Annotated in this window: 18 protein-coding genes and 1 riboswitch; of the genes, 12 read left to right on the top strand and 6 right to left on the bottom strand. The window is 52.0% G+C overall.

The window, feature by feature from the left end; genetic code table 11:
- Nucleotides 1–67 precede the first annotated feature (67 nt).
- From NB640_RS06110 to metF, 4 genes are all read left to right on the top strand, one after another.
- Entirely contained in the window at nucleotides 68–1003 is a 936-nt protein-coding gene (locus NB640_RS06110; RefSeq protein ID WP_269310312.1) for a methionyl-tRNA formyltransferase, read from the top strand.
- A gap of 63 nt (nucleotides 1004–1066) precedes the next feature.
- Nucleotides 1067–1191, top strand: a riboswitch (S-adenosyl-L-homocysteine riboswitch).
- A gap of 34 nt (nucleotides 1192–1225) precedes the next feature.
- On the top strand, nucleotides 1226–2641 hold the full coding sequence (gene ahcY / locus NB640_RS06105; RefSeq protein ID WP_269310311.1) for an adenosylhomocysteinase: 1416 nt from the start codon (nucleotides 1226–1228) through the stop codon (nucleotides 2639–2641).
- A gap of 70 nt (nucleotides 2642–2711) precedes the next feature.
- Entirely contained in the window at nucleotides 2712–3053 is a 342-nt protein-coding gene (locus NB640_RS06100; RefSeq protein ID WP_269310310.1) for a phage holin family protein, read from the top strand.
- Nucleotides 3054–3899 carry a methylenetetrahydrofolate reductase [NAD(P)H] gene (gene metF, locus NB640_RS06095; protein WP_269310309.1) on the top strand — a complete coding sequence of 282 codons (846 nt, stop codon included), beginning with the start codon at nucleotides 3054–3056 and terminating at the stop codon, nucleotides 3897–3899.
- A 48-nt stretch (nucleotides 3900–3947) separates the two neighbouring features.
- Here the strand turns inward: metF and nusB are convergent, their stop codons facing one another.
- The 3 genes from nusB to ribBA form a co-directional block, all read right to left on the bottom strand.
- Complete coding sequence (gene nusB / locus NB640_RS06090) at nucleotides 3948–4418, bottom strand: transcription antitermination factor NusB (RefSeq protein WP_269310308.1); 471 nt, start codon at nucleotides 4416–4418, stop codon at nucleotides 3948–3950.
- A 62-nt stretch (nucleotides 4419–4480) separates the two neighbouring features.
- The gene (gene ribH, locus NB640_RS06085; protein WP_269310307.1) at nucleotides 4481–4978 is read right to left on the bottom strand and encodes a 6,7-dimethyl-8-ribityllumazine synthase; all 498 of its coding nucleotides are present in this window, start codon (nucleotides 4976–4978) and stop codon (nucleotides 4481–4483) included.
- Between the two features lie 27 nt (nucleotides 4979–5005).
- Nucleotides 5006–6121 (bottom strand): bifunctional 3,4-dihydroxy-2-butanone-4-phosphate synthase/GTP cyclohydrolase II, encoded by a 1116-nt coding sequence (gene ribBA, locus NB640_RS06080; protein WP_269310306.1) that lies wholly within the window; start codon nucleotides 6119–6121, stop codon nucleotides 5006–5008.
- 134 nt (nucleotides 6122–6255) lie between these two features.
- On the opposite strand from ribBA, the gene sugE reads away from it, so the two are divergent.
- Nucleotides 6256–6576 (top strand): quaternary ammonium compound efflux SMR transporter SugE, encoded by a 321-nt coding sequence (gene sugE / locus NB640_RS06075; RefSeq protein WP_269310305.1) that lies wholly within the window; start codon nucleotides 6256–6258, stop codon nucleotides 6574–6576.
- A gap of 29 nt (nucleotides 6577–6605) precedes the next feature.
- On the opposite strand, the gene mnmE is transcribed toward sugE, so the two are convergent.
- A complete protein-coding gene (gene mnmE / locus NB640_RS06070) occupies nucleotides 6606–7994 on the bottom strand; it encodes a tRNA uridine-5-carboxymethylaminomethyl(34) synthesis GTPase MnmE (RefSeq protein ID WP_269310304.1) in 1389 nt (462 codons plus the stop codon).
- A gap of 269 nt (nucleotides 7995–8263) precedes the next feature.
- Here mnmE and NB640_RS06065 point away from each other — a divergent pair, with 269 nt between their 5' ends.
- Complete coding sequence (locus NB640_RS06065) at nucleotides 8264–9490, top strand: acetylornithine/succinyldiaminopimelate transaminase (protein WP_269310303.1); 1227 nt, start codon at nucleotides 8264–8266, stop codon at nucleotides 9488–9490.
- A 64-nt stretch (nucleotides 9491–9554) separates the two neighbouring features.
- Here NB640_RS06065 and NB640_RS06060 read toward each other — a convergent pair whose 3' ends face one another.
- Together NB640_RS06060 and mltB are read right to left on the bottom strand one after the other, a co-directional pair.
- Entirely contained in the window at nucleotides 9555–9890 is a 336-nt protein-coding gene (locus tag NB640_RS06060; protein WP_269310302.1) for a hypothetical protein, read from the bottom strand.
- A 299-nt stretch (nucleotides 9891–10189) separates the two neighbouring features.
- The gene (mltB, locus tag NB640_RS06055; protein ID WP_269310301.1) at nucleotides 10190–11323 is read right to left on the bottom strand and encodes a lytic murein transglycosylase B; all 1134 of its coding nucleotides are present in this window, start codon (nucleotides 11321–11323) and stop codon (nucleotides 10190–10192) included.
- Between the two features lie 151 nt (nucleotides 11324–11474).
- Here mltB and NB640_RS06050 point away from each other — a divergent pair, with 151 nt between their 5' ends.
- The 6 genes from NB640_RS06050 to glmU all read left to right on the top strand — a co-directional run bounded on the left by NB640_RS06050 (nucleotide 11475) and on the right by glmU (nucleotide 17017).
- Nucleotides 11475–12407: a histone deacetylase family protein gene (locus NB640_RS06050; protein ID WP_269310300.1), complete on the top strand. Its 933-nt coding sequence runs from the start codon at nucleotides 11475–11477 to the stop codon at nucleotides 12405–12407.
- 15 nt (nucleotides 12408–12422) lie between these two features.
- A complete protein-coding gene (locus tag NB640_RS06045; RefSeq protein WP_269310299.1) occupies nucleotides 12423–13355 on the top strand; it encodes a histone deacetylase family protein in 933 nt (310 codons plus the stop codon).
- 32 nt (nucleotides 13356–13387) lie between these two features.
- Entirely contained in the window at nucleotides 13388–14287 is a 900-nt protein-coding gene (gene ylqF / locus NB640_RS06040; protein ID WP_408637958.1) for a ribosome biogenesis GTPase YlqF, read from the top strand.
- 56 nt (nucleotides 14288–14343) lie between these two features.
- A complete protein-coding gene (locus NB640_RS06035) occupies nucleotides 14344–15072 on the top strand; it encodes an L-asparaginase (protein ID WP_269310297.1) in 729 nt (242 codons plus the stop codon).
- Between the two features lie 23 nt (nucleotides 15073–15095).
- Nucleotides 15096–15584 (top strand): asparaginase domain-containing protein, encoded by a 489-nt coding sequence (locus NB640_RS06030; RefSeq protein WP_269310296.1) that lies wholly within the window; start codon nucleotides 15096–15098, stop codon nucleotides 15582–15584.
- Nucleotides 15585–15658: 74 nt separating this feature from the next.
- Nucleotides 15659–17017: a bifunctional UDP-N-acetylglucosamine diphosphorylase/glucosamine-1-phosphate N-acetyltransferase GlmU gene (gene glmU / locus NB640_RS06025; RefSeq protein ID WP_269310295.1), complete on the top strand. Its 1359-nt coding sequence runs from the start codon at nucleotides 15659–15661 to the stop codon at nucleotides 17015–17017.
- Nucleotides 17018–17030: the final 13 nt, after the last annotated feature.

Genomic DNA, 17030 nt, shown 5'->3' with positions numbered 1-17030 from the left:
AGTTCATCAGACGCAAGCCAGGATGGGTGACGAAAGTCACCCATCCGTTTTTTTTAGGGAGGGTTTTATGCGAATTGCCATTATTGGACAGCAGCTTTTCGGGAAGGCCGTCATGGAGGCATTCCTGGCGCGGGGTGATGAGGTTGCCGGTGTTTTTACGGCACCTGAAAAACCGGGGGCGTCTCCTGACCCATTGCGAATTGAGGCAGAGAAAAGAAATATCCCGATATTCCAGATGCCCAATTTGACGGATGCGGCGGCTGAAAATGCAATGAAGAGCCTGGATGCGGATATCGGGATCATGGCGTTTGTCCTGCAGTTTGCACCACAGAATTTCGTCAATGTCCCGCGGCTTGGCACAATCCAGTATCACCCTTCCCTTTTGCCCAAATACCGCGGCCCCAGTTCGATCAACTGGCCGATTGTCTGTGGTGAAAGAGAAACCGGGCTGACTATCTTCCGCCCGACCGATGGCATGGATGAGGGGCCGATCATCCTTCAGAAAAAAATCCCTATTTTGCCTGATGATACGCTGGGCAGCATTTATTTTGACCAGCTGTTTCCCATGGGTGTTGCTGCCATGCTGGAAGCCGCAGCTCTGGTTGTAGCGGGCAGACATGTTGAAACCCCGCAGGACGAATCCCAGGCGAGCTATGAAGGCTGGTTTCGCGCAACAGAAGCCCGCATCAACTGGAATATGCATGTCAATCTGGTCTATAACCTGATCCGCGGAAGTGACCCTGCTCCTGGTGCATGGACAACACTCAACGGGAAAAAAATTCATCTTTATGGGGCACGCAAGCATCTGTCGCCAACATTTCAGAGTGTAAAAGGCCGTCAGATTGGCGTTATTTCGGCTGTAGGCGAAAAAAGTTTCCGGATATCCGCCCATGGCGGGGAAATTGAGGTTTCCACCGTTCGTCCAGCGGATTCAAAAAAAATGTCCGCGACTGAGTATGCCGGACGGAATGACTTGTGTATCGGGATGCGGCTCGGGGATTGACAGTGAAGTGTTGCCGAATGGAAATCGATTTTGCACAGCCTCGAAATTTGGTGTTATGATTATCTGACCGAGGAGCGTTGCGACGAAATGATCTGACACTCGCGTTTTGTTTCTGTGATTGCAGAAACAGAGGGTTATGCGAGGGGTTTCGCCAGGCTCGGTTACTGTATGAACGGCGCTCACGTTACTTTTTTCTATTCTTTTCAAGAAAGGGGGCGTGAGATGCACGCTGTTAGCAAAACGCAAAACGACTGCGTCATTGCAGATATCAATCTGGCCGAGTGGGGCCACAAGGAAATCAAAATTGCTGAAACCGAGATGCCGGGACTGATGGCTATCCGCGAGGAATATGCTGACAGCCAGCCGTTAAAAGGCGCACGTATTACCGGTTCTCTGCACATGACGATTCAGACCGCTGTGCTGATCCAGACGCTCGAAGCGCTGGGTGCAGAGGTGCGCTGGGCGTCATGCAATATTTATTCCACGCAGGATCATGCGGCTGCCGCAATCGCTTCAGGCGGTACGCCGGTTTTTGCCTATAAGGGCGAGACACTGGATGAGTACTGGGAGTATACGCACCGGATTTTTGACTGGCCGGATGGGGGCTTTTCCAACATGATTTTGGATGATGGCGGCGATGCCACCCTGCTTTTACATCTGGGCAGCCGCGCAGAAAAAGATATTTCAATCCTGAACAATCCCGGCTCGGAAGAAGAGGTGTGTCTCTTTAATGCCATCAAACGTTATCTGACTATTGATCCTGCCTGGTATTCCAAGCGCCTGGTTCATATCAAGGGGGTAACCGAGGAAACGACTACGGGTGTTAACCGGCTTTATCAGATGCACAGGGAAGGCAAGCTCAGCTTTCCGGCAATCAATGTGAATGATTCCGTTACCAAATCCAAATTCGACAACCTGTATGGCTGCCGGGAATCACTGGTTGACGGTATTAAACGGGCAACTGACGTTATGGTTGCCGGCAAGGTAGCGGTTGTCTGCGGTTATGGCGATGTGGGTAAAGGTTCTGCACAGGCTCTGCGTGCCCTTTCCGCCCAGGTATGGGTGACGGAGATTGATCCGATTTGCGCCCTTCAGGCAGCCATGGAAGGTTACCGTGTGGTGACAATGGACTATGCTGCCGAGCATGGCGATATTTTTGTGACAGCGACAGGGAATTATCACGTGATCACTTATGACCACATGCTGCGCATGAAGGATCAGGCGATTGTCTGCAATATCGGTCATTTTGACAATGAGATCGATGTGGCTGGCTTAAAGGAGAAATGCCAGTGGGAGAACATCAAGCCCCAGGTGGACCATGTGATTTTCCCCGATGCTCACCGGATCATTTTGCTGGCAGAAGGACGCTTGGTTAATCTGGGCTGTGGAACCGGGCATCCTTCCTATGTGATGAGTTCTTCTTTTGCGAACCAGACCATTGCACAGATCGAACTCTTTACCAATACGGGTGCGTATCCGGTAGGGGTCTACACGTTGCCCAAGCATCTGGATGAAAAAGTGGCACTGTTGCAGCTGAAAAAACTGAATTCCCAACTGACAGAACTGACGGACGAGCAGGCAGCCTATATTGGTGTGAAGAAAGAAGGACCATACAAGCCGGATCATTACCGCTATTGATGGTTTTCGGCCATGCACAGCCTGTCCGGAAGGATAAGGACAGGCTGGTGGATGTTTATAAGGAGCCGTTATGCGCTGGGTCATTGTCTGGCTGATTAATACGGTAGCGCTTTTTGCGCTGCCTTATCTTATGTCGTCCGTTACCATCAGCAGTTTTGGTACCGCACTTTTGGCGGCGCTGATTCTGGGTTTGATCAATGCACTGATCAGGCCGGTTCTGGTGTTGCTGACATTGCCGGTGACGCTCCTGACGCTGGGCCTCTTTATTTTTGTCATCAATGGACTGATGTTCTGGCTGGTATCCAGCCTGGTGACAGGGTTCCAGGTGGCGGGCTTCTGGTCTGCTGTTGGCGGGGCCCTGTTGTACAGCATTATTTCATGGGCATTGTCTACTTTATTATTGAAAAATTAAATGTCATCTCATCATTTCAGTATTGAGTTTTTTCCTCCGAAAACACCGGAGGCATGTGAAAGGCTGCGGGAAACCCGCAGACAGTTGTATCAGCTTTCACCGGAATATTTTTCCGTTACGCGTGGAGCAGGCGGATCAACAAGCGAAGGGACGCAGGATGTAGCGCTTGAAATCCACAATGAAGGTCAGCGGGCGGCACCCCATGTTACCTGTATCGGCACAACCCGCGAGATGATTCGCGAAAAAATCATGGATTACAAGTCGAAGGGCATTCGCCATCTGGTTGCCTTGCGGGGTGATTTGCCCAGTGCTTATGGTGTGCTGGGTGAATTTCATTATGCCAATGAACTGGTGGAGTTTGTCCGGGCCGAGACAGGTGACTGGTTTTATATGGATGTGGCGGCTTATCCGGAGATGCATCCCCAGGCCAAATCGCCGCAGGACGATCTGGACAATTTTGTCAGGAAGATCAACGCAGGAGCCGATGCCGCGATTACCCAATATTTCTATAATCCGGATGCATATTTCCGTTTTGTAGAAAATGTACAGGCCCAGGGCGTGAATGTACCGATTATTGCCGGTATTATGCCGATTACCAATTACGCCAGCCTGGCGCGTTTTTCCGATACATGCGGTGCTGAAATACCGCGCTGGATACGTCTGAAGCTGGAAAGTTATGGCGATGATCTCGAATCCATTCGCGAATTCGGGCTGGATGTGGTGACGCGGTTGTGCGAGCATTTGCTTGGGGGCGGCGCACCGGGTTTTCATTTTTATAGCCTGAACCAGGCCGCACCGGTTGAAGCCTTGTGTGAGCGCCTGCGTCAGAGCGGCTACCGCACCTGATTGGTTTTTATGCGTCGGGAAAAACAGGCAGACGGGGTTCTGCCTGTTTTATTTTGCCCTGTCTGCATCAACTTCGACTGCGCGCAGTTTGGCGGCCAGCTTGTCCAGTACGCCGTTGACGAATTTGTGTCCGTCGATGCCGCCAAATGATTTGGTCAGTTCAACGGCTTCATTGATGACGACACGGTAAGGAATTTCCGGATGACTGGTAAGCTCATGTGCACCTAAAAGCAGGGAGGCATATTCAACCGGGGAAAGCTCTTCAATCGTGCGATCCAGAAGGGGGGCAATTTCTTCACGCAGGGTATCGGCCTGTTGAATGGCGCCTGAGACGAGGGCGACAAAATGTTCTGTATCAGCCTTGTCAAAACCGTGCGCCTGGCGAATGTGTTCAATGATAACCGGCGCATCATCCTGGTTAAGCAGCCACTGGTACAGGGCTTGTAAAGCAAATTCGCGTGACCGGCGGCGCGGTGAGCGGTTTTTGTTCGGGTTCGCGTGTATGCTTTTGGCGTTCATGATGTGATGGTATCTGTCCGGTAAAGTCAGGGATCGTAACAATGTGTAAAGCGGTTTGAAATTTATTCGTCTTCGGCATGTTCCTCTGCCGCCGCTTCAAGCTCTTCAAGCGAAATAGCCAGATTGGCCATTTCCACTGCGACCCGAGCCGCATCGGTTCCTTTTTCCACCATTCGGCTCTCAGCCTGTTCATCGGTGTCGGTTGTCAGGATGGCATTGGCAATGGGAATGCCATAATCAAGGCCGATACGGGTGATGCCTGCCGCGGATTCATTGGAAACAATTTCAAAATGATAGGTTTCCCCGCGAATGACGGTTCCCACGGCAATCAGGGCATCAAACTGCTGGGATTCTGCCATTTTCTGCAGAACGAGCGGAATTTCCAGCGCACCTGGTACGGTGGCAATCAGGATGTCCTCATCGGCAATCCCCAGGCGTTTCAACTCAGCCAGGCAGGCGGAAAGGAGCCCATGGCAGATATCTTCGTTGAAACGCGACTGAACAATGCCAATCCGTAAATCCTCGCCCTGCAAATCAATTTTAAAGGTAGCAATATTCATGAATTGTCTCCAACGGTGAGGGTGGGTTTATCGACCATCTGATTTTTCCAGATAGCCTGTTACATCCAGATTAAATCCGGTCATGGATGGCATTTTTCTCGGGTTACCCAAAAGCCGCATCTTCCCGACACCCAGATCCCGCAGGATTTGCGCACCAATACCATAGGTGCGCAAGTCGTTGCTTCCTGCGTGTACGGCGGATGAAATGTCTGTCGTGTCGATCTGGTTAAAACGGAAAAATACATCTTCGGCAGATGCTTCACAGTTTAACAGTACCATAACTCCCCCGTGAGTGGTAGCAAGCATCTTCATTGCAGAGACCATATCCCAGGAGTGACTGATCGTTTCGGTTTCCATCAGGTCAATCAATGAGACAGGTTGATGAACGCGCACAAAGGTTTCCCTGTCAGCCTCGATTTTTCCATGAAACAGCGCCAGGTGGGCCGATCCACCCGGCTTGTCGCGGTAGGCCACAGACTGGAATGTGCCAAACGGGGTGTTAAGCGACCGTTCGCCCATTCTTTCAATAATGCTTTCATGCTGGCTGCGATATCGGATAAGGTCGGCGATTGTCCCGACACGAATGCCGTGTTTTTCCGCAAATAACAGCAGATCAGGCAGGCGTGCCATGGAGCCATCCTCATTTAATACCTCGCAGATCACGCTGGCAGGGGTAAGGCCGGCCAGTTCGGCCAGGTCACATCCGGCTTCCGTATGCCCTGCACGCATCAGCACACCGCCTGGCCTGGCCATGATGGGAAAAATATGGCCCGGCTGGACGATATCTTCCGGATGCGCGTCAGGTGCAACCGCCGCCTGTACGGTTTTTGCGCGATCGTGCGCGGATATACCGGTAGAGACCCCTTTTGCCGCTTCAATGGAAAGGGTAAAAGCGGTATTGAATTTGCCGCCATTGTCGCGGGTCATCAGTTCCAGCCCAAGCTGGCGGCAACGTTCTTTTGTCAGTGTCAGGCAGACCAGGCCGCGTGCGTGAGTCACCATGAAGTTAATCGCTTGCGGTGTCACAAAATCTGCGGCTAAAATCAGGTCACCCTCGTTTTCGCGGTCTTCGTCATCGACAAGAACCACCATCTGGCCTGTACGAAAGGCATCAATAATTTCTTCTGTAGAGGAGATTGGCATAATCAGATCCCTGGAAACCTCATATTCTAAATGAATATGACCTCAGGCGTGGAAAGGATAAGATACGTTGGCAGCAATGGTTTTGTCTTTTTCCGGATTTGCCTATACTGCTTATTTTTGCTCAAGGTAACGCGATGTCCTGGTTAATATTGTTTCTTGCCGGTCTCTTTGAAATGGGATGGGCCATCGGATTGAAATACAGCGAAGGATTTACCCGGATATGGCCCAGCGTATGGACGGCGGTTTCGATGCTGATCAGCGTGGTTTTGCTTGGCCTTGCCATGAAAAACCTCCCCGTTGGGACCGCTTATGCTGTATGGGTCGGGGTGGGCGCTGTCGGTACGGTGATCCTGGGAGTTTATCTTTTTGGTGATCCAATCAATCTGCCCAGGATCATCAGCATGGGATTGATTGTCGCAGGGATTATCGGGCTTAAACTGGCGTCACCAGATTAAGCCCGCTTTGAACAGGCAGGGCGGTTGAATTATTTGCCGATGCAGAACCGGGAAAAAATCACGCCAAGCAGATCGTCTGAGCTGAAGTTTCCTGTGATGCTGTTCAAGGCATCCTGGGCCAGCCTCAGTTCCTCTGCCAGCAGATCGAGTGCCGGTTTTTCCTGCGCTATCTGCTGTGATGCAATGGCCAGATGCTCTCCGGCGACTTTCATGGCAACCAGGTGGCGTTCCCTGGCCAGATAGTTGGATTCGCCCGTCTGGTGCCAACCGGCTATGCGCAGCAGTTCATCGCGCAGCAGGTCGATCCCGCTGCCGTCATGCGTGGAAAGATAAACCTGGGTTGTGTCCAGAATATGATCAACCGAAGGACGGTGACCGGAAAGGTCAATCTTGTTCCAGACCTGGATGACAGGTATGCCGTCCGGGAATTCTGCGGCCACTTTTTCATCGTTGCGTGTGGGACCCTGACTGGCGTCCAGGAGATGCAGGATGATGTCTGCCCGGCTGATTTCTCCCCAGGCGCGTTCAATACCGATTTTTTCCACCTCATCACTGGTATCCTGGTCGGTCCTGAGCCCGGCGGTATCGATGAGGGTGATGGGCACGCCATTAATCTGTATGGTTTCCACCACCTTGTCACGGGTGGTGCCGGCAATAGGGGTGACAATGGCAACATTATTGCCCGCCAGTTTGTTTAACAGGGATGATTTCCCGACATTGACCTGTCCGGCAAGCACGACATGAAGTCCTTCCCGTAAAAGCGCTCCCTGTGCCGCCTGAACAAAAATGTTTTCAAGCAGTTCGCGAATGGATGCCAGTCTGCCGCTGGCATTCGCTTTCTGGACAAACTCAATATCTTCTTCAGGAAAGTCCAGGCTGGATTCCACCAGCGCCCGCAACTGGACAATCTGGTCAACCAGTTCATGAATTTCTCTGGAGAAGACACCCGAAAGGGAACGGGATGCGGATCGGGCCGCAGCCTCTGTTGTTGCCTCAATCAGGTCAGCCACCGCTTCTGCCTGTGCCAGGTCCAGCTTGTCATTCATGAATGCCCGGCGAGTAAACTCGCCCGGCTCGGCCAGTCTCAAACCGATAGTTTTTCCGGCTTCCAGGCAGCGTTCCTGCAGCATTTGCAGGACAATCGGACCACCGTGCCCCTGCAGTTCGAGAACCTCTTCTCCGGTATAGGAGTGTGGTGCCTTGAAGTACAGGACGATACCCTTGTCGATCAGGTTGTTTTCATGGTCGGAAAAAGGCAGATAGTAGGCATGACGCGGCGTAAGCGGGAGAACCGATGGCGACAGTGCGCCAAACAGTTTTTGCATGACAGGTGAAAGGTCTTTTCCGGAAATACGGATGATACCAACACCGCCGCGACCCGGCGCTGTTGCGATGGCAATAATCGGGGAGGAATCCATATTTTTTATGCTGATGAATGAAATCGGATGTTAGGGATAAAATTCTCTTCTGGAATTAACCAGTGAGAGACATAAAGTAAGAAGTATACATGGCATTTTGCCCGGCCCGAAAACCGGTTTACTGGTTCTTTCGGCAAAAATCGTGCGGAAATCATCTCAAGAGGGGTATGATTAGCAAAACAGTGGCCATGCCGCTTTTTTGTTTTTTACCGGAAAATCATGCTGCTGATGATTTTTACCGGGCAGGATGAAATAAAGGAGTCCGTTCAGTGGAAAAAAATTATGCCGTCACGCGGCACACATTTGATGAGGTTATCGTACCAACATACGCTCCCAGTGCATTTATTCCTGTCCGGGGTGCAGGACTGAATTTGTGGGACCAGCAGGGAAAAGAATACCTGGACTTGACGGCAGGTATTGCAGTTACCAGCCTGGGACATGCTCACCCGGTGCTGGTTGATACTATCAAAAAACAGGCCGAGACATTGTGGCATGTCAGCAATTACTACACGAATGAGCCGGTTTTACAACTGGGGAAAGCCCTGACAGAAGCGACATTTGCTGATCGCGCTTTTTTCTGCAATTCCGGCGGCGAAGCCAATGAAGCGGCCCTGAAACTGGCAAGAAGATGGGCGCACGACAAATACGGTCTACAAAAAGCCCGGATCATTTCCTTTGTCAATTCGTTTCATGGACGTACGCTTTTTACGGTATCTGTCGGAGGACAGCCCAAGTACTCCGAAGGTTTCGGCCCGCTTCCGGGGATGATTGAGCATATTCCCTATAACGATATCGACGCAGCGCACGCCGTGATGGATGATGATGTCTGTGCCGTCATTGTTGAGCCGGTGCAGGGTGAAGGCGGAGTCATGCCTGCAACAACAGCGTTTCTCCAGACGCTTCGCGAACTGTGTGACAGGCACAATGCGCTGCTTATCTATGACGAAATCCAGTCGGGCATGGGGAGAACAGGCAAGCTCTTTGCTTACATGGACTATGATGTTGTGCCCGATATCATGACGTCGGCCAAAGCGCTGGGAAATGGTTTTCCCATTGGTGCCATGCTGACGACAAATGAAATTGCCGCGGCTTTTACCGTGGGTGTGCACGGGACGACATACGGCGGTAATCCGCTTGCGGCATCAGTGGCATGTGAAGTGATGAAAATCATCAATACACCCGATTTTCTTTCGCGTGTTGTCTCTGCCGGAGAGCAACTGAAAAAGATGCTGGAAGGCGTTGTTGCCGCTTATCCCCAGGTGTTTGGCAAGGTGAGAGGAAAGGGATTGATGCTGGGGCTGGTGATGTCGGATGCGTGCCTGGGCCGTGCAAAGGAAATTACGGCTATGGCGGAAAAGAACGGGTTGCTTTTGTTGCTTGCGGGTCTGGATGTGATCCGCCTGGTTCCTCCGCTGATTATTACGGATGAGCATATCCGCCGGGCAGATGCTTTGCTAAGGCAAAGTGTTGATGAATGGATAAAGACGGCAGGATAAGAGCAGGACAACAAAAAAACCATGCATTTTGTGCATAGTTTTTTTGTTGCGCCTTGAAAAAAGCTTATTTCTTTTCTTCTGCCGGGGATTTGGGTTTGAATTGTTTGTCACTGATCCGGAATTTGGCCCTTCGGTCGCCCATCAACTGGCGGAGCTCGCGGATACTCATTTCGCTGACTTCATGCATGCGGATCAGTAAAGAGGCACCGACCGGCAGGCGGTTGTGGCGGATTTTGCTGATGACCGGCGGGGCGACTTCCAGCGCGCGCGAAAGGGCGGCATCGTTTTTAATCCCCAGTTTTTGAATCAGTGTGTCCAACAGGTGGTTAGGATCATATTGGCGCTGCTCAAGGTTATCATCCTCTTTTTTGCTTGCCTTCTTTTTTCCTCTAGTTGTCATGTTTCTTGGGTCCCGTAAATAAAAATCAAACTTCTTTGCTGTGTTTCCGGCTGACAAAAATACAGCAGGGAAGTGTTACAAAATGACCACTACGGTTGTATGGCCGAGAGCTGTCAGGTCTGTCTGTCGGGCCCTGATCCCCGTCTGTATTGGCCGCAGCCAAGTAGTATGTCAGGATATTTTGTTTAAATAGGGTTATTTTAAAAAAATATTACCTGACTGAAATATTTTAAATCATTTATTGTCAATAATTGTATATTTTTTAGGCAACAAATTGCATCTGATATATTGGCAAAGTTTTATTTTATTCTGTTTTGTTCCCTGAAGGCTCTGACAGCCTGTCCCAGATCGATGACCGACATGGCATAAAAATAGCTGCGGTTGTAATGGGTGATGGCAAAGAAATTGTCTGTGCCAAGCCAGTACTCTGTCGCATCGAAGCCATTTTGAAGATCAACCAGACCCCACAGCACATTCTCGGGCAGGGCGGATTTTGGCGTTACGCAGACATCACGCAGGTCATTGAGTGTAAGCCTGGCGGCCAGCCCTTGATTGAGTGCAGTGTCAGGTGAGCGGGGGCAGTCAGCTTGCAGTTCAGCAGGAAAAACAACCGGCTCTCCTTTTTTCCAGCCATGCTGTGCCAGGAAATTGGCGACACTGCCAATGGCGTCAACCGGCGAATGTCGCAGATCAATTTTACCGTCGCCATCAAAATCAACGGCATATTTCCGGATGCTGGAGGGCAAAAATTGAGGCCAGCCTATCGCACCGGCATAAGAGCCTTTCAGGGACATCGGATCGATTCCCCGTTCGGAAGAAAGCAGCAGTGTGCTTTCAAGCTCATTTCTGAAAAGTGCAAGACGGGCGTCCCGTTTCGGGTGTTCGGGATAATCAAAGGCAAGTGTTGCCAGGGCGTCAATGATACGGAAATTGCCCTTGTTTTTACCATAGGTGGTTTCTATGCCGATAATGCCGACGACAATTTCAGGAGGAACACCATAAATTTTCTCTGCCTTTTCCAGTGCGTTTTTATGCCGGGCCCAGAATTTCGCACCGGCGGTAATGCGGACGGACTCAATAAAACGGGCACGATAAACCTGCCAGTTTTTCGGCGTGCCTGCCGGAAAGGGCTTGACCCGACGAATGACGGTGGGGTTATGCCGGGCCTGGTTCAGGATGCAGTCCAGATCCTGCTGATCAAATCCGTGATTGCTCGCCATTTCGGCTGAAAATGCGGCAAGTGCCTGATTGAATGCTTCGCTGTTCCTGTACTTTTTCGCGTCCACGGTTTTGGGGGGATGGCATGACAAGGTAAGGGTGCGGGCAGGAACGGTATCGGCCAGTACCGGTATTGCCAGTAAAAGGCAGCCCAGAAATAAAATTGCGCGTCTGGGCGCGCAGTGTAAAAAAGAAAAGCAGGATGAGTGTTTCATGCTGTTGATTTTCCGTCCGGGGACTTGAGTATAGCCTAAAAAGAATCGATCTTTGTTGTTGCCATGACAGGTAACACAGTCATGGCAACCAATTTCCGCTAAACTGTCTGCATTTCAGGCATGGTTCGACAGGACGGCAGATATTCTGGTTATGACAACGGCTATTTACACCCACCCTGACTGTAAAAAACATGAAATGGGTGCTTATCATCCCGAAAGTCCTGCGCGTATTGAGGTCATTGAGGAACGGCTCGCAGAAAGCGGAACCGACCGTTTTTTGCTTTTCAGGGAAGCGCCTCTGGCTGATGTGAGTGATATTGCGCGGGTGCATTCCCCCACATCGATCAATCTGGTGAAGGATTATCATCCAAAAATACCCGGGCAGTATTTTTCCGTCGATGCTGATACACTGTTAAACCGGTATTCGTGGCAGGCTGCCTTAAGGGCTGCCGGCGCGGCTGTTGCTGCAACCCGCGCGGTGATTGAGGAAGAAATCAGCAACGCCTTCTGTCTTGTGCGACCGATAGGACATCATGCTAGGCTGCACACCCCGATGGGGTTTTGTGTTTTCAATAATGTGGCGATTGCGGCAAGATATGCCATTGATGTGTGCGGGCTGAAAAAAGTTGCGATTGTGGATTTTGATGTGCACCATGGCAACGGCACGGAAGAAGCTTTTTCGAAAGAGCCGCGGGTCATGATGACCAGTTTTTTCCAGAGCCCGTTTTATCCTTATACCCGCACTGATAAGACGCTGCCGAATATGGTGAATATTCCGGTGCCGTCAGGAACTGAAGGAGATGCCGTGCGGGATCTGGTCCTGGCAAAATGGCTGCCGGCATTGCATGATTTCGCACCGGAAATGCTTTTTATCTCTGCGGGTTTTGATGCGCATAAGGATGATTCGGTTGGTGGCATGAGGCTGGTGGAAGCCGATTATATCTGGTTGACGCAACAGATTATGGCGGTGGCGAAACAGTATGCCCGCGGCCGCCTTGTCAGTTTTCTTGAAGGGGGATACAGCCGCACGGCACTGGCCAGAAGTGCCGTGGCGCATATCCGCACCCTTGCCGGACTTGATTGATTTGGGAGTCACTTTATGACAACAGCCTTATACACGCATCCACTTTGCCTCAAACATGAAATGGGCGAATACCATCCGGAAAAGCCGGCCAGAATCCATGCTATCCAGGATATGCTGGTTTCCAGCGGAACAGTGCAGTATCTTGATTTCAGGGAAGCGCCAGAAGCTGCTGTGGAAGATATAGCCAGGGCGCATGTGGCGGATATGATTTCGGACGCCAGGGACAACATCCCGGAAGAGGGAGAATATTATCCCTTGAGCGGCACGTTGTTAAATGCCTACAGCTGGAAGGCCGCCTTACGCTCCACGGGCGCGGCAGTAGCGGCAACTGATGCGGTGCTGAAGGGAGAAATCGATAATGCGTTTTGTCTGGTGCGGCCGATAGGGCATCATTCCACTGCCAGCGAAGCCATGGGATTTTGTGTTTTTAATAATGTTGCCGTTGCGGCAATGCGGGCAATCAAGGTGCATGGCCTTGAACGTGTCGCCATCGTCGATACGGATGTGCATCATGGTAATGGGACAGAAGCCATTTTTGCCCATGAGCCGCGGGTGATGATGGTGAGCTATTACCAGGAATACCTTTATCCTTTTTCCGGCAATGAACGCCAGCGCAAGCATATGGTCAATGTGGGGGTGCCGTCAGGAACCGATGGCACGGTGATCCGGCAGGTGGTGACGGACAAGTGGTTGCCCGCCCTGCACGAGCACCGTCCGGAGATGATCTTTATTTCTGCGGGTTTTGATGCGCACAAAGATGATCCGCTGGGCGGGATGCAACTGGTTGAAGATGATTATGCCTGGATTACCCGGCAGATCATGGATGTGGCCAATGAACATGCAAAAGGACGTATCGTCAGCTTCATGGAAGGGGGCTACAATCTGGAGGCGCTGGCAGCCAGTGCCGTTGCTCATATCCGGACGCTGGCCGGACTGGAACGGGGATAACCATGTCATCGATACAATGGTTTCCCGGGCACATGAACGCCGCTCGCAAAAAAGCGGCGGAAACCATGAAAACAACCGACCTGGTAATCGAGGTGCTGGATGCCCGTATTCCCAGGGCAAGCTGTAACCCGATGGTGGAAGAGCTGCGCCTTTTCCGGCAGCGCCCGTCTCTGAAAATCCTGAATAAGAGCGATCTTGCTGATCCCGCCGTCACGAAGGAGTGGATTGCTTTTTTTGAAAAAGAAAACCAGACCCATGCCGTGGCAATCAGTACGAAAAATCCGGCAGAGGTTGCAAGAATCCCTGCGCTTTGCCAGGAAATTGTGCCAAACCGGGGGGAGGCATCCAAGCCGCTTCGCATGATGATCATGGGGATTCCGAATGTGGGCAAATCCACCCTGATGAACATGCTGCTGAAACGCAGGGTCGCTGCTGTGGGCGATGTGCCTGCGGTTACAAAGTCCCAGCAGCGCCTGTATTTGAACAAGGGGATGATCCTGATCGATACGCCGGGGATGCTTTGGCCGAAAATCCATTATCCCAGTGATGGGCTGATGCTGGCAGCCAGCCATGCGGTTGGTGTCAATGCCCTGATTGAGGAGGAAGTGGCGGTTTTTCTGGCAGAGATATTGCTGGCCCGTTATCCGGCATTGCTGGCGGCACGTTACGGGATGGAAACCGCGGGAGCGGATGGTTTTGATGTGGTTGAAGGCGTCGCGAAAAGAAGGGGTTTTCGGGTGAAAGGCGGGGATGCGGATGTGGAAAAAGCATCCCACGTTTTACTGAATGACTATCGCAGCGGGGCGCTGGGGCGCATCAGCCTGGAGTCACCGGAAACCAGAAACGCCATGATGACCGCATTTGACGCAGAACAGGAAAAAGAGAGGAGTGCGCGGGAACAAAAGGCACTCTCCGGGAACCTTGCGGATTGAAAGGGCACAAAAGTGTCGGTACAGGATAAAATAACTTCTTTTCATTCAGAGATTGTATGAAACCCATTGCGCCAGGCACTGTTATTTTCCATCGCCATCGCGGCTATGGTGTGCTGACAGCCGTCAACCTGCTGACAGGCTGGGTCTCCGCCCGTTTTGGCAGCGAACGGAAATGCCTGGACTTAAATCTCTCAACGGATGAGGTACAGCATGCCGATGGTGAGCCAATCCTTTTTCGCCGGGAAGCGCCGGACCGCATGCCGCATGCGCGCCTGATGGATATGGTCAGACAGTTGCACACCGCCGGGTACCAGCGCCTTTATCTCCATTCCTGGCCGCAGCCTTCCGGGATGCACTGGCGCTGGCATTTATTTACCGGCACGCGCAACTGGGTGCAGCGTCCCTGGCGTGAAGGCTGGTATGGCTCCGGGGGAGACTATATTTTCAATCCGGTGATGGGATGGGGGGATCTGCCTGGCGCGACAACCGAAGAACTCATTGAGGCGCTTGCGCGGTTTGACCCAGAAGGACTGGCCCAGGCGCTGGGAGAGGATGAAGAGCATGCCGTCTGGTTTGCGGCAGTTTGCGATATGCTGTTACCGGGCTATATGTATAGCCTCAATGCGATTCCTGGTGACGGCGTCATCTTCCCGGAGTCGGTTCCTGTCCATCCTGTCAGGCAGAGCCTGCCCGGGTATGCTGGGCCGGCATTGCCCTGGCCCCCCGGCTGGAAAAGGCTGTTCCAGAAAGCGAGTTTTTCCGGCCAGCATTTCTTTCTTGTTTAACGCCTGCTGACGAAAGGTTCTCTATGGCTGTACGTATCATTGCCACCGGTGGTACCTTTGACAAGCAATACAATCCCATTGACGGGACACTGGGCTTTGAGAAAAGCCAGGTCCCGCAGATGCTGGAACAGGGGCGTGTTCATGCGCCTTTTGTTTTTGAAGCCCTGCCGCTCCTTGATTCGCTGGATATGACCGATACGGATCGGGAGCGTGTGCTTCATGCCTGCCAGCAGGCCCCGGAAGACAGGATTCTGATTATCCACGGAACAGACACCATGCAGGAAACCGCGCTGGTGCTGGCCCTTGCATCACTGGAAAAAACAATCGTGCTGACTGGGGCCATGATTCCTTATGCCGTTTCCGGGTCCGATGCGTTTTTCAATCTCGGCTATGCCTTTGGTGTGGTCCGGTTGCTTGAGCCGGATGTCTATATCGCCATGAATGGCCGGTTATTCAGGTGGGACGATGTCAGAAAAGACCGTGCCAGAGGGGTTTTCGAAACAGACAGCTGAGTCTTTCGTTTGAGCGGAGTATTACCCGCTTTTTACAGAATGGCATTTTATTGATTTTATTTCACGGTATTCCTATGAACGTCGTTATTCTCGCAGCAGGTATGGGCAAACGCATGCATTCCAGCCTGCCAAAGGTGCTTCACCAACTGGCCGGCAAGCCGCTTTTAGGCCATGTTATTGATACGGCTCGTCTTCTTTCTCCTTTAAGCATCAATGTGGTCTACGGGCATGGCGGCGATGCGGTGATCAAGGCTTTTCCGGCATCTGATCTTAACTTTGCCTTGCAGGAGCCTCAATTGGGAACGGGACATGCGGTAATGCAGGCGCTGCCTCATCTGGATGAATCACAGCCAACACTGATTCTTTATGGGGATGTGCCGCTGATTACGGCGACAACACTCAGAAAACTGGTGGCAGAAGCGGGAGCTGACCGGTTTGCGATTCTGACAGTCGATCTGCCGGACCCGACGGGGCTTGGCCGGATCGTGCGGGAAAACGGGGCAATTACCCGTATTGTCGAGCAAAAAGATGCCAATGAGGCGGAGCTGAAAATCAGCGAAATCAATGCCGGTATCATGATCGTGCCGACGGGAAAGCTGAAAGCATGGCTGGCCGCGCTTCCCAATGACAATGCGCAGAAGGAATATTACCTGACGGATATCGTGGCGGCAGCCGTGGCAGAAGGCGTGCCTGTCATGTCGGCCCAGCCTGACCATGTATGGGAAATTCTGGGGATCAACAACAAAAAACAGCTTGCCGAACTGGAGCGGATACATCAGCGCAATGTGGCTGACGCCCTCATGGAACAGGGCGTGACGCTGGCAGATCCTTCGCGTCTGGATGTGCGTGGCTCACTGCAGTGTGGCCGGGATGTCTTCATTGATGTCAATTGTGTTTTTGAAGGTAATGTGGTGCTGGGTGAGAATGTTTCCATCGGTCCGAATTGCTATGTCCGGGAGTCTGCGATTAATGATGGCGTGGAGATTCGCCCATTCTGTCATATTGATGGAGCCGTTATCGGTGCGGACTCCATTATCGGACCTTATGCCCGCCTTCGTCCGGGCGCGGATCTTGGCGAAGAAGTCCATATCGGCAATTTTGTCGAGATCAAGAACAGCCGTGTTGCGGCCCAAAGCAAGGCCAGCCATCTGGCCTATGTCGGGGATTCGACGGTTGGCAGCCGTGTCAATATTGGCGCAGGCACCATTACCTGCAATTATGATGGTGCCAACAAGCATGAAACCGTTATTGAGGATGATGCCTTTATCGGCACCAATTGTGAACTGGTCGCGCCGGTGAGGGTAGGGGCCGGTGCAACGGTGGGGGCAGGTACCACCCTGACAAAAGATGCGCCGCCACACTCATTGACTGTATCCCGCAGCAAACAGACATTTATTTCAGACTGGAAGCGTCCGGCCAAACCAAAAACCTGAAATTTCATGCCTT

This window comes from Oxalobacter vibrioformis, assembly GCF_027118995.1.
Taxonomy (GTDB): domain Bacteria; phylum Pseudomonadota; class Gammaproteobacteria; order Burkholderiales; family Burkholderiaceae_D; genus Oxalobacter; species Oxalobacter vibrioformis.
This window is presented reverse-complemented; position numbering and strand designations above follow the sequence as displayed.

What these genes read in the sequence shown, in the direction of transcription:
- NB640_RS06110 (WP_269310312.1), top strand. Translation starts at nt 68, where the DNA reads ATGCGAATTGCCATTATTGGACAGCAGCTTTTCGGGAAGGCCGTCATG.
- ahcY (WP_269310311.1), top strand. Translation starts at nt 1,226, where the DNA reads ATGCACGCTGTTAGCAAAACGCAAAACGACTGCGTCATTGCAGATATC.
- NB640_RS06100 (WP_269310310.1), top strand. Translation starts at nt 2,712, where the DNA reads ATGCGCTGGGTCATTGTCTGGCTGATTAATACGGTAGCGCTTTTTGCG.
- metF (WP_269310309.1), top strand. Translation starts at nt 3,054, where the DNA reads ATGTCATCTCATCATTTCAGTATTGAGTTTTTTCCTCCGAAAACACCG.
- nusB (WP_269310308.1), bottom strand. Translation starts at nt 4,418, where the DNA reads ATGAACGCCAAAAGCATACACGCGAACCCGAACAAAAACCGCTCACCG.
- ribH (WP_269310307.1), bottom strand. Translation starts at nt 4,978, where the DNA reads ATGAATATTGCTACCTTTAAAATTGATTTGCAGGGCGAGGATTTACGG.
- ribBA (WP_269310306.1), bottom strand. Translation starts at nt 6,121, where the DNA reads ATGCCAATCTCCTCTACAGAAGAAATTATTGATGCCTTTCGTACAGGC.
- sugE (WP_269310305.1), top strand. Translation starts at nt 6,256, where the DNA reads ATGTCCTGGTTAATATTGTTTCTTGCCGGTCTCTTTGAAATGGGATGG.
- mnmE (WP_269310304.1), bottom strand. Translation starts at nt 7,994, where the DNA reads ATGGATTCCTCCCCGATTATTGCCATCGCAACAGCGCCGGGTCGCGGC.
- NB640_RS06060 (WP_269310302.1), bottom strand. Translation starts at nt 9,890, where the DNA reads ATGACAACTAGAGGAAAAAAGAAGGCAAGCAAAAAAGAGGATGATAAC.
- mltB (WP_269310301.1), bottom strand. Translation starts at nt 11,323, where the DNA reads ATGAAACACTCATCCTGCTTTTCTTTTTTACACTGCGCGCCCAGACGC.
- NB640_RS06050 (WP_269310300.1), top strand. Translation starts at nt 11,475, where the DNA reads ATGACAACGGCTATTTACACCCACCCTGACTGTAAAAAACATGAAATG.
- NB640_RS06045 (WP_269310299.1), top strand. Translation starts at nt 12,423, where the DNA reads ATGACAACAGCCTTATACACGCATCCACTTTGCCTCAAACATGAAATG.
- ylqF (WP_408637958.1), top strand. Translation starts at nt 13,388, where the DNA reads ATGAACGCCGCTCGCAAAAAAGCGGCGGAAACCATGAAAACAACCGAC.
- NB640_RS06035 (WP_269310297.1), top strand. Translation starts at nt 14,344, where the DNA reads ATGAAACCCATTGCGCCAGGCACTGTTATTTTCCATCGCCATCGCGGC.
- NB640_RS06030 (WP_269310296.1), top strand. Translation starts at nt 15,096, where the DNA reads ATGGCTGTACGTATCATTGCCACCGGTGGTACCTTTGACAAGCAATAC.
- glmU (WP_269310295.1), top strand. Translation starts at nt 15,659, where the DNA reads ATGAACGTCGTTATTCTCGCAGCAGGTATGGGCAAACGCATGCATTCC.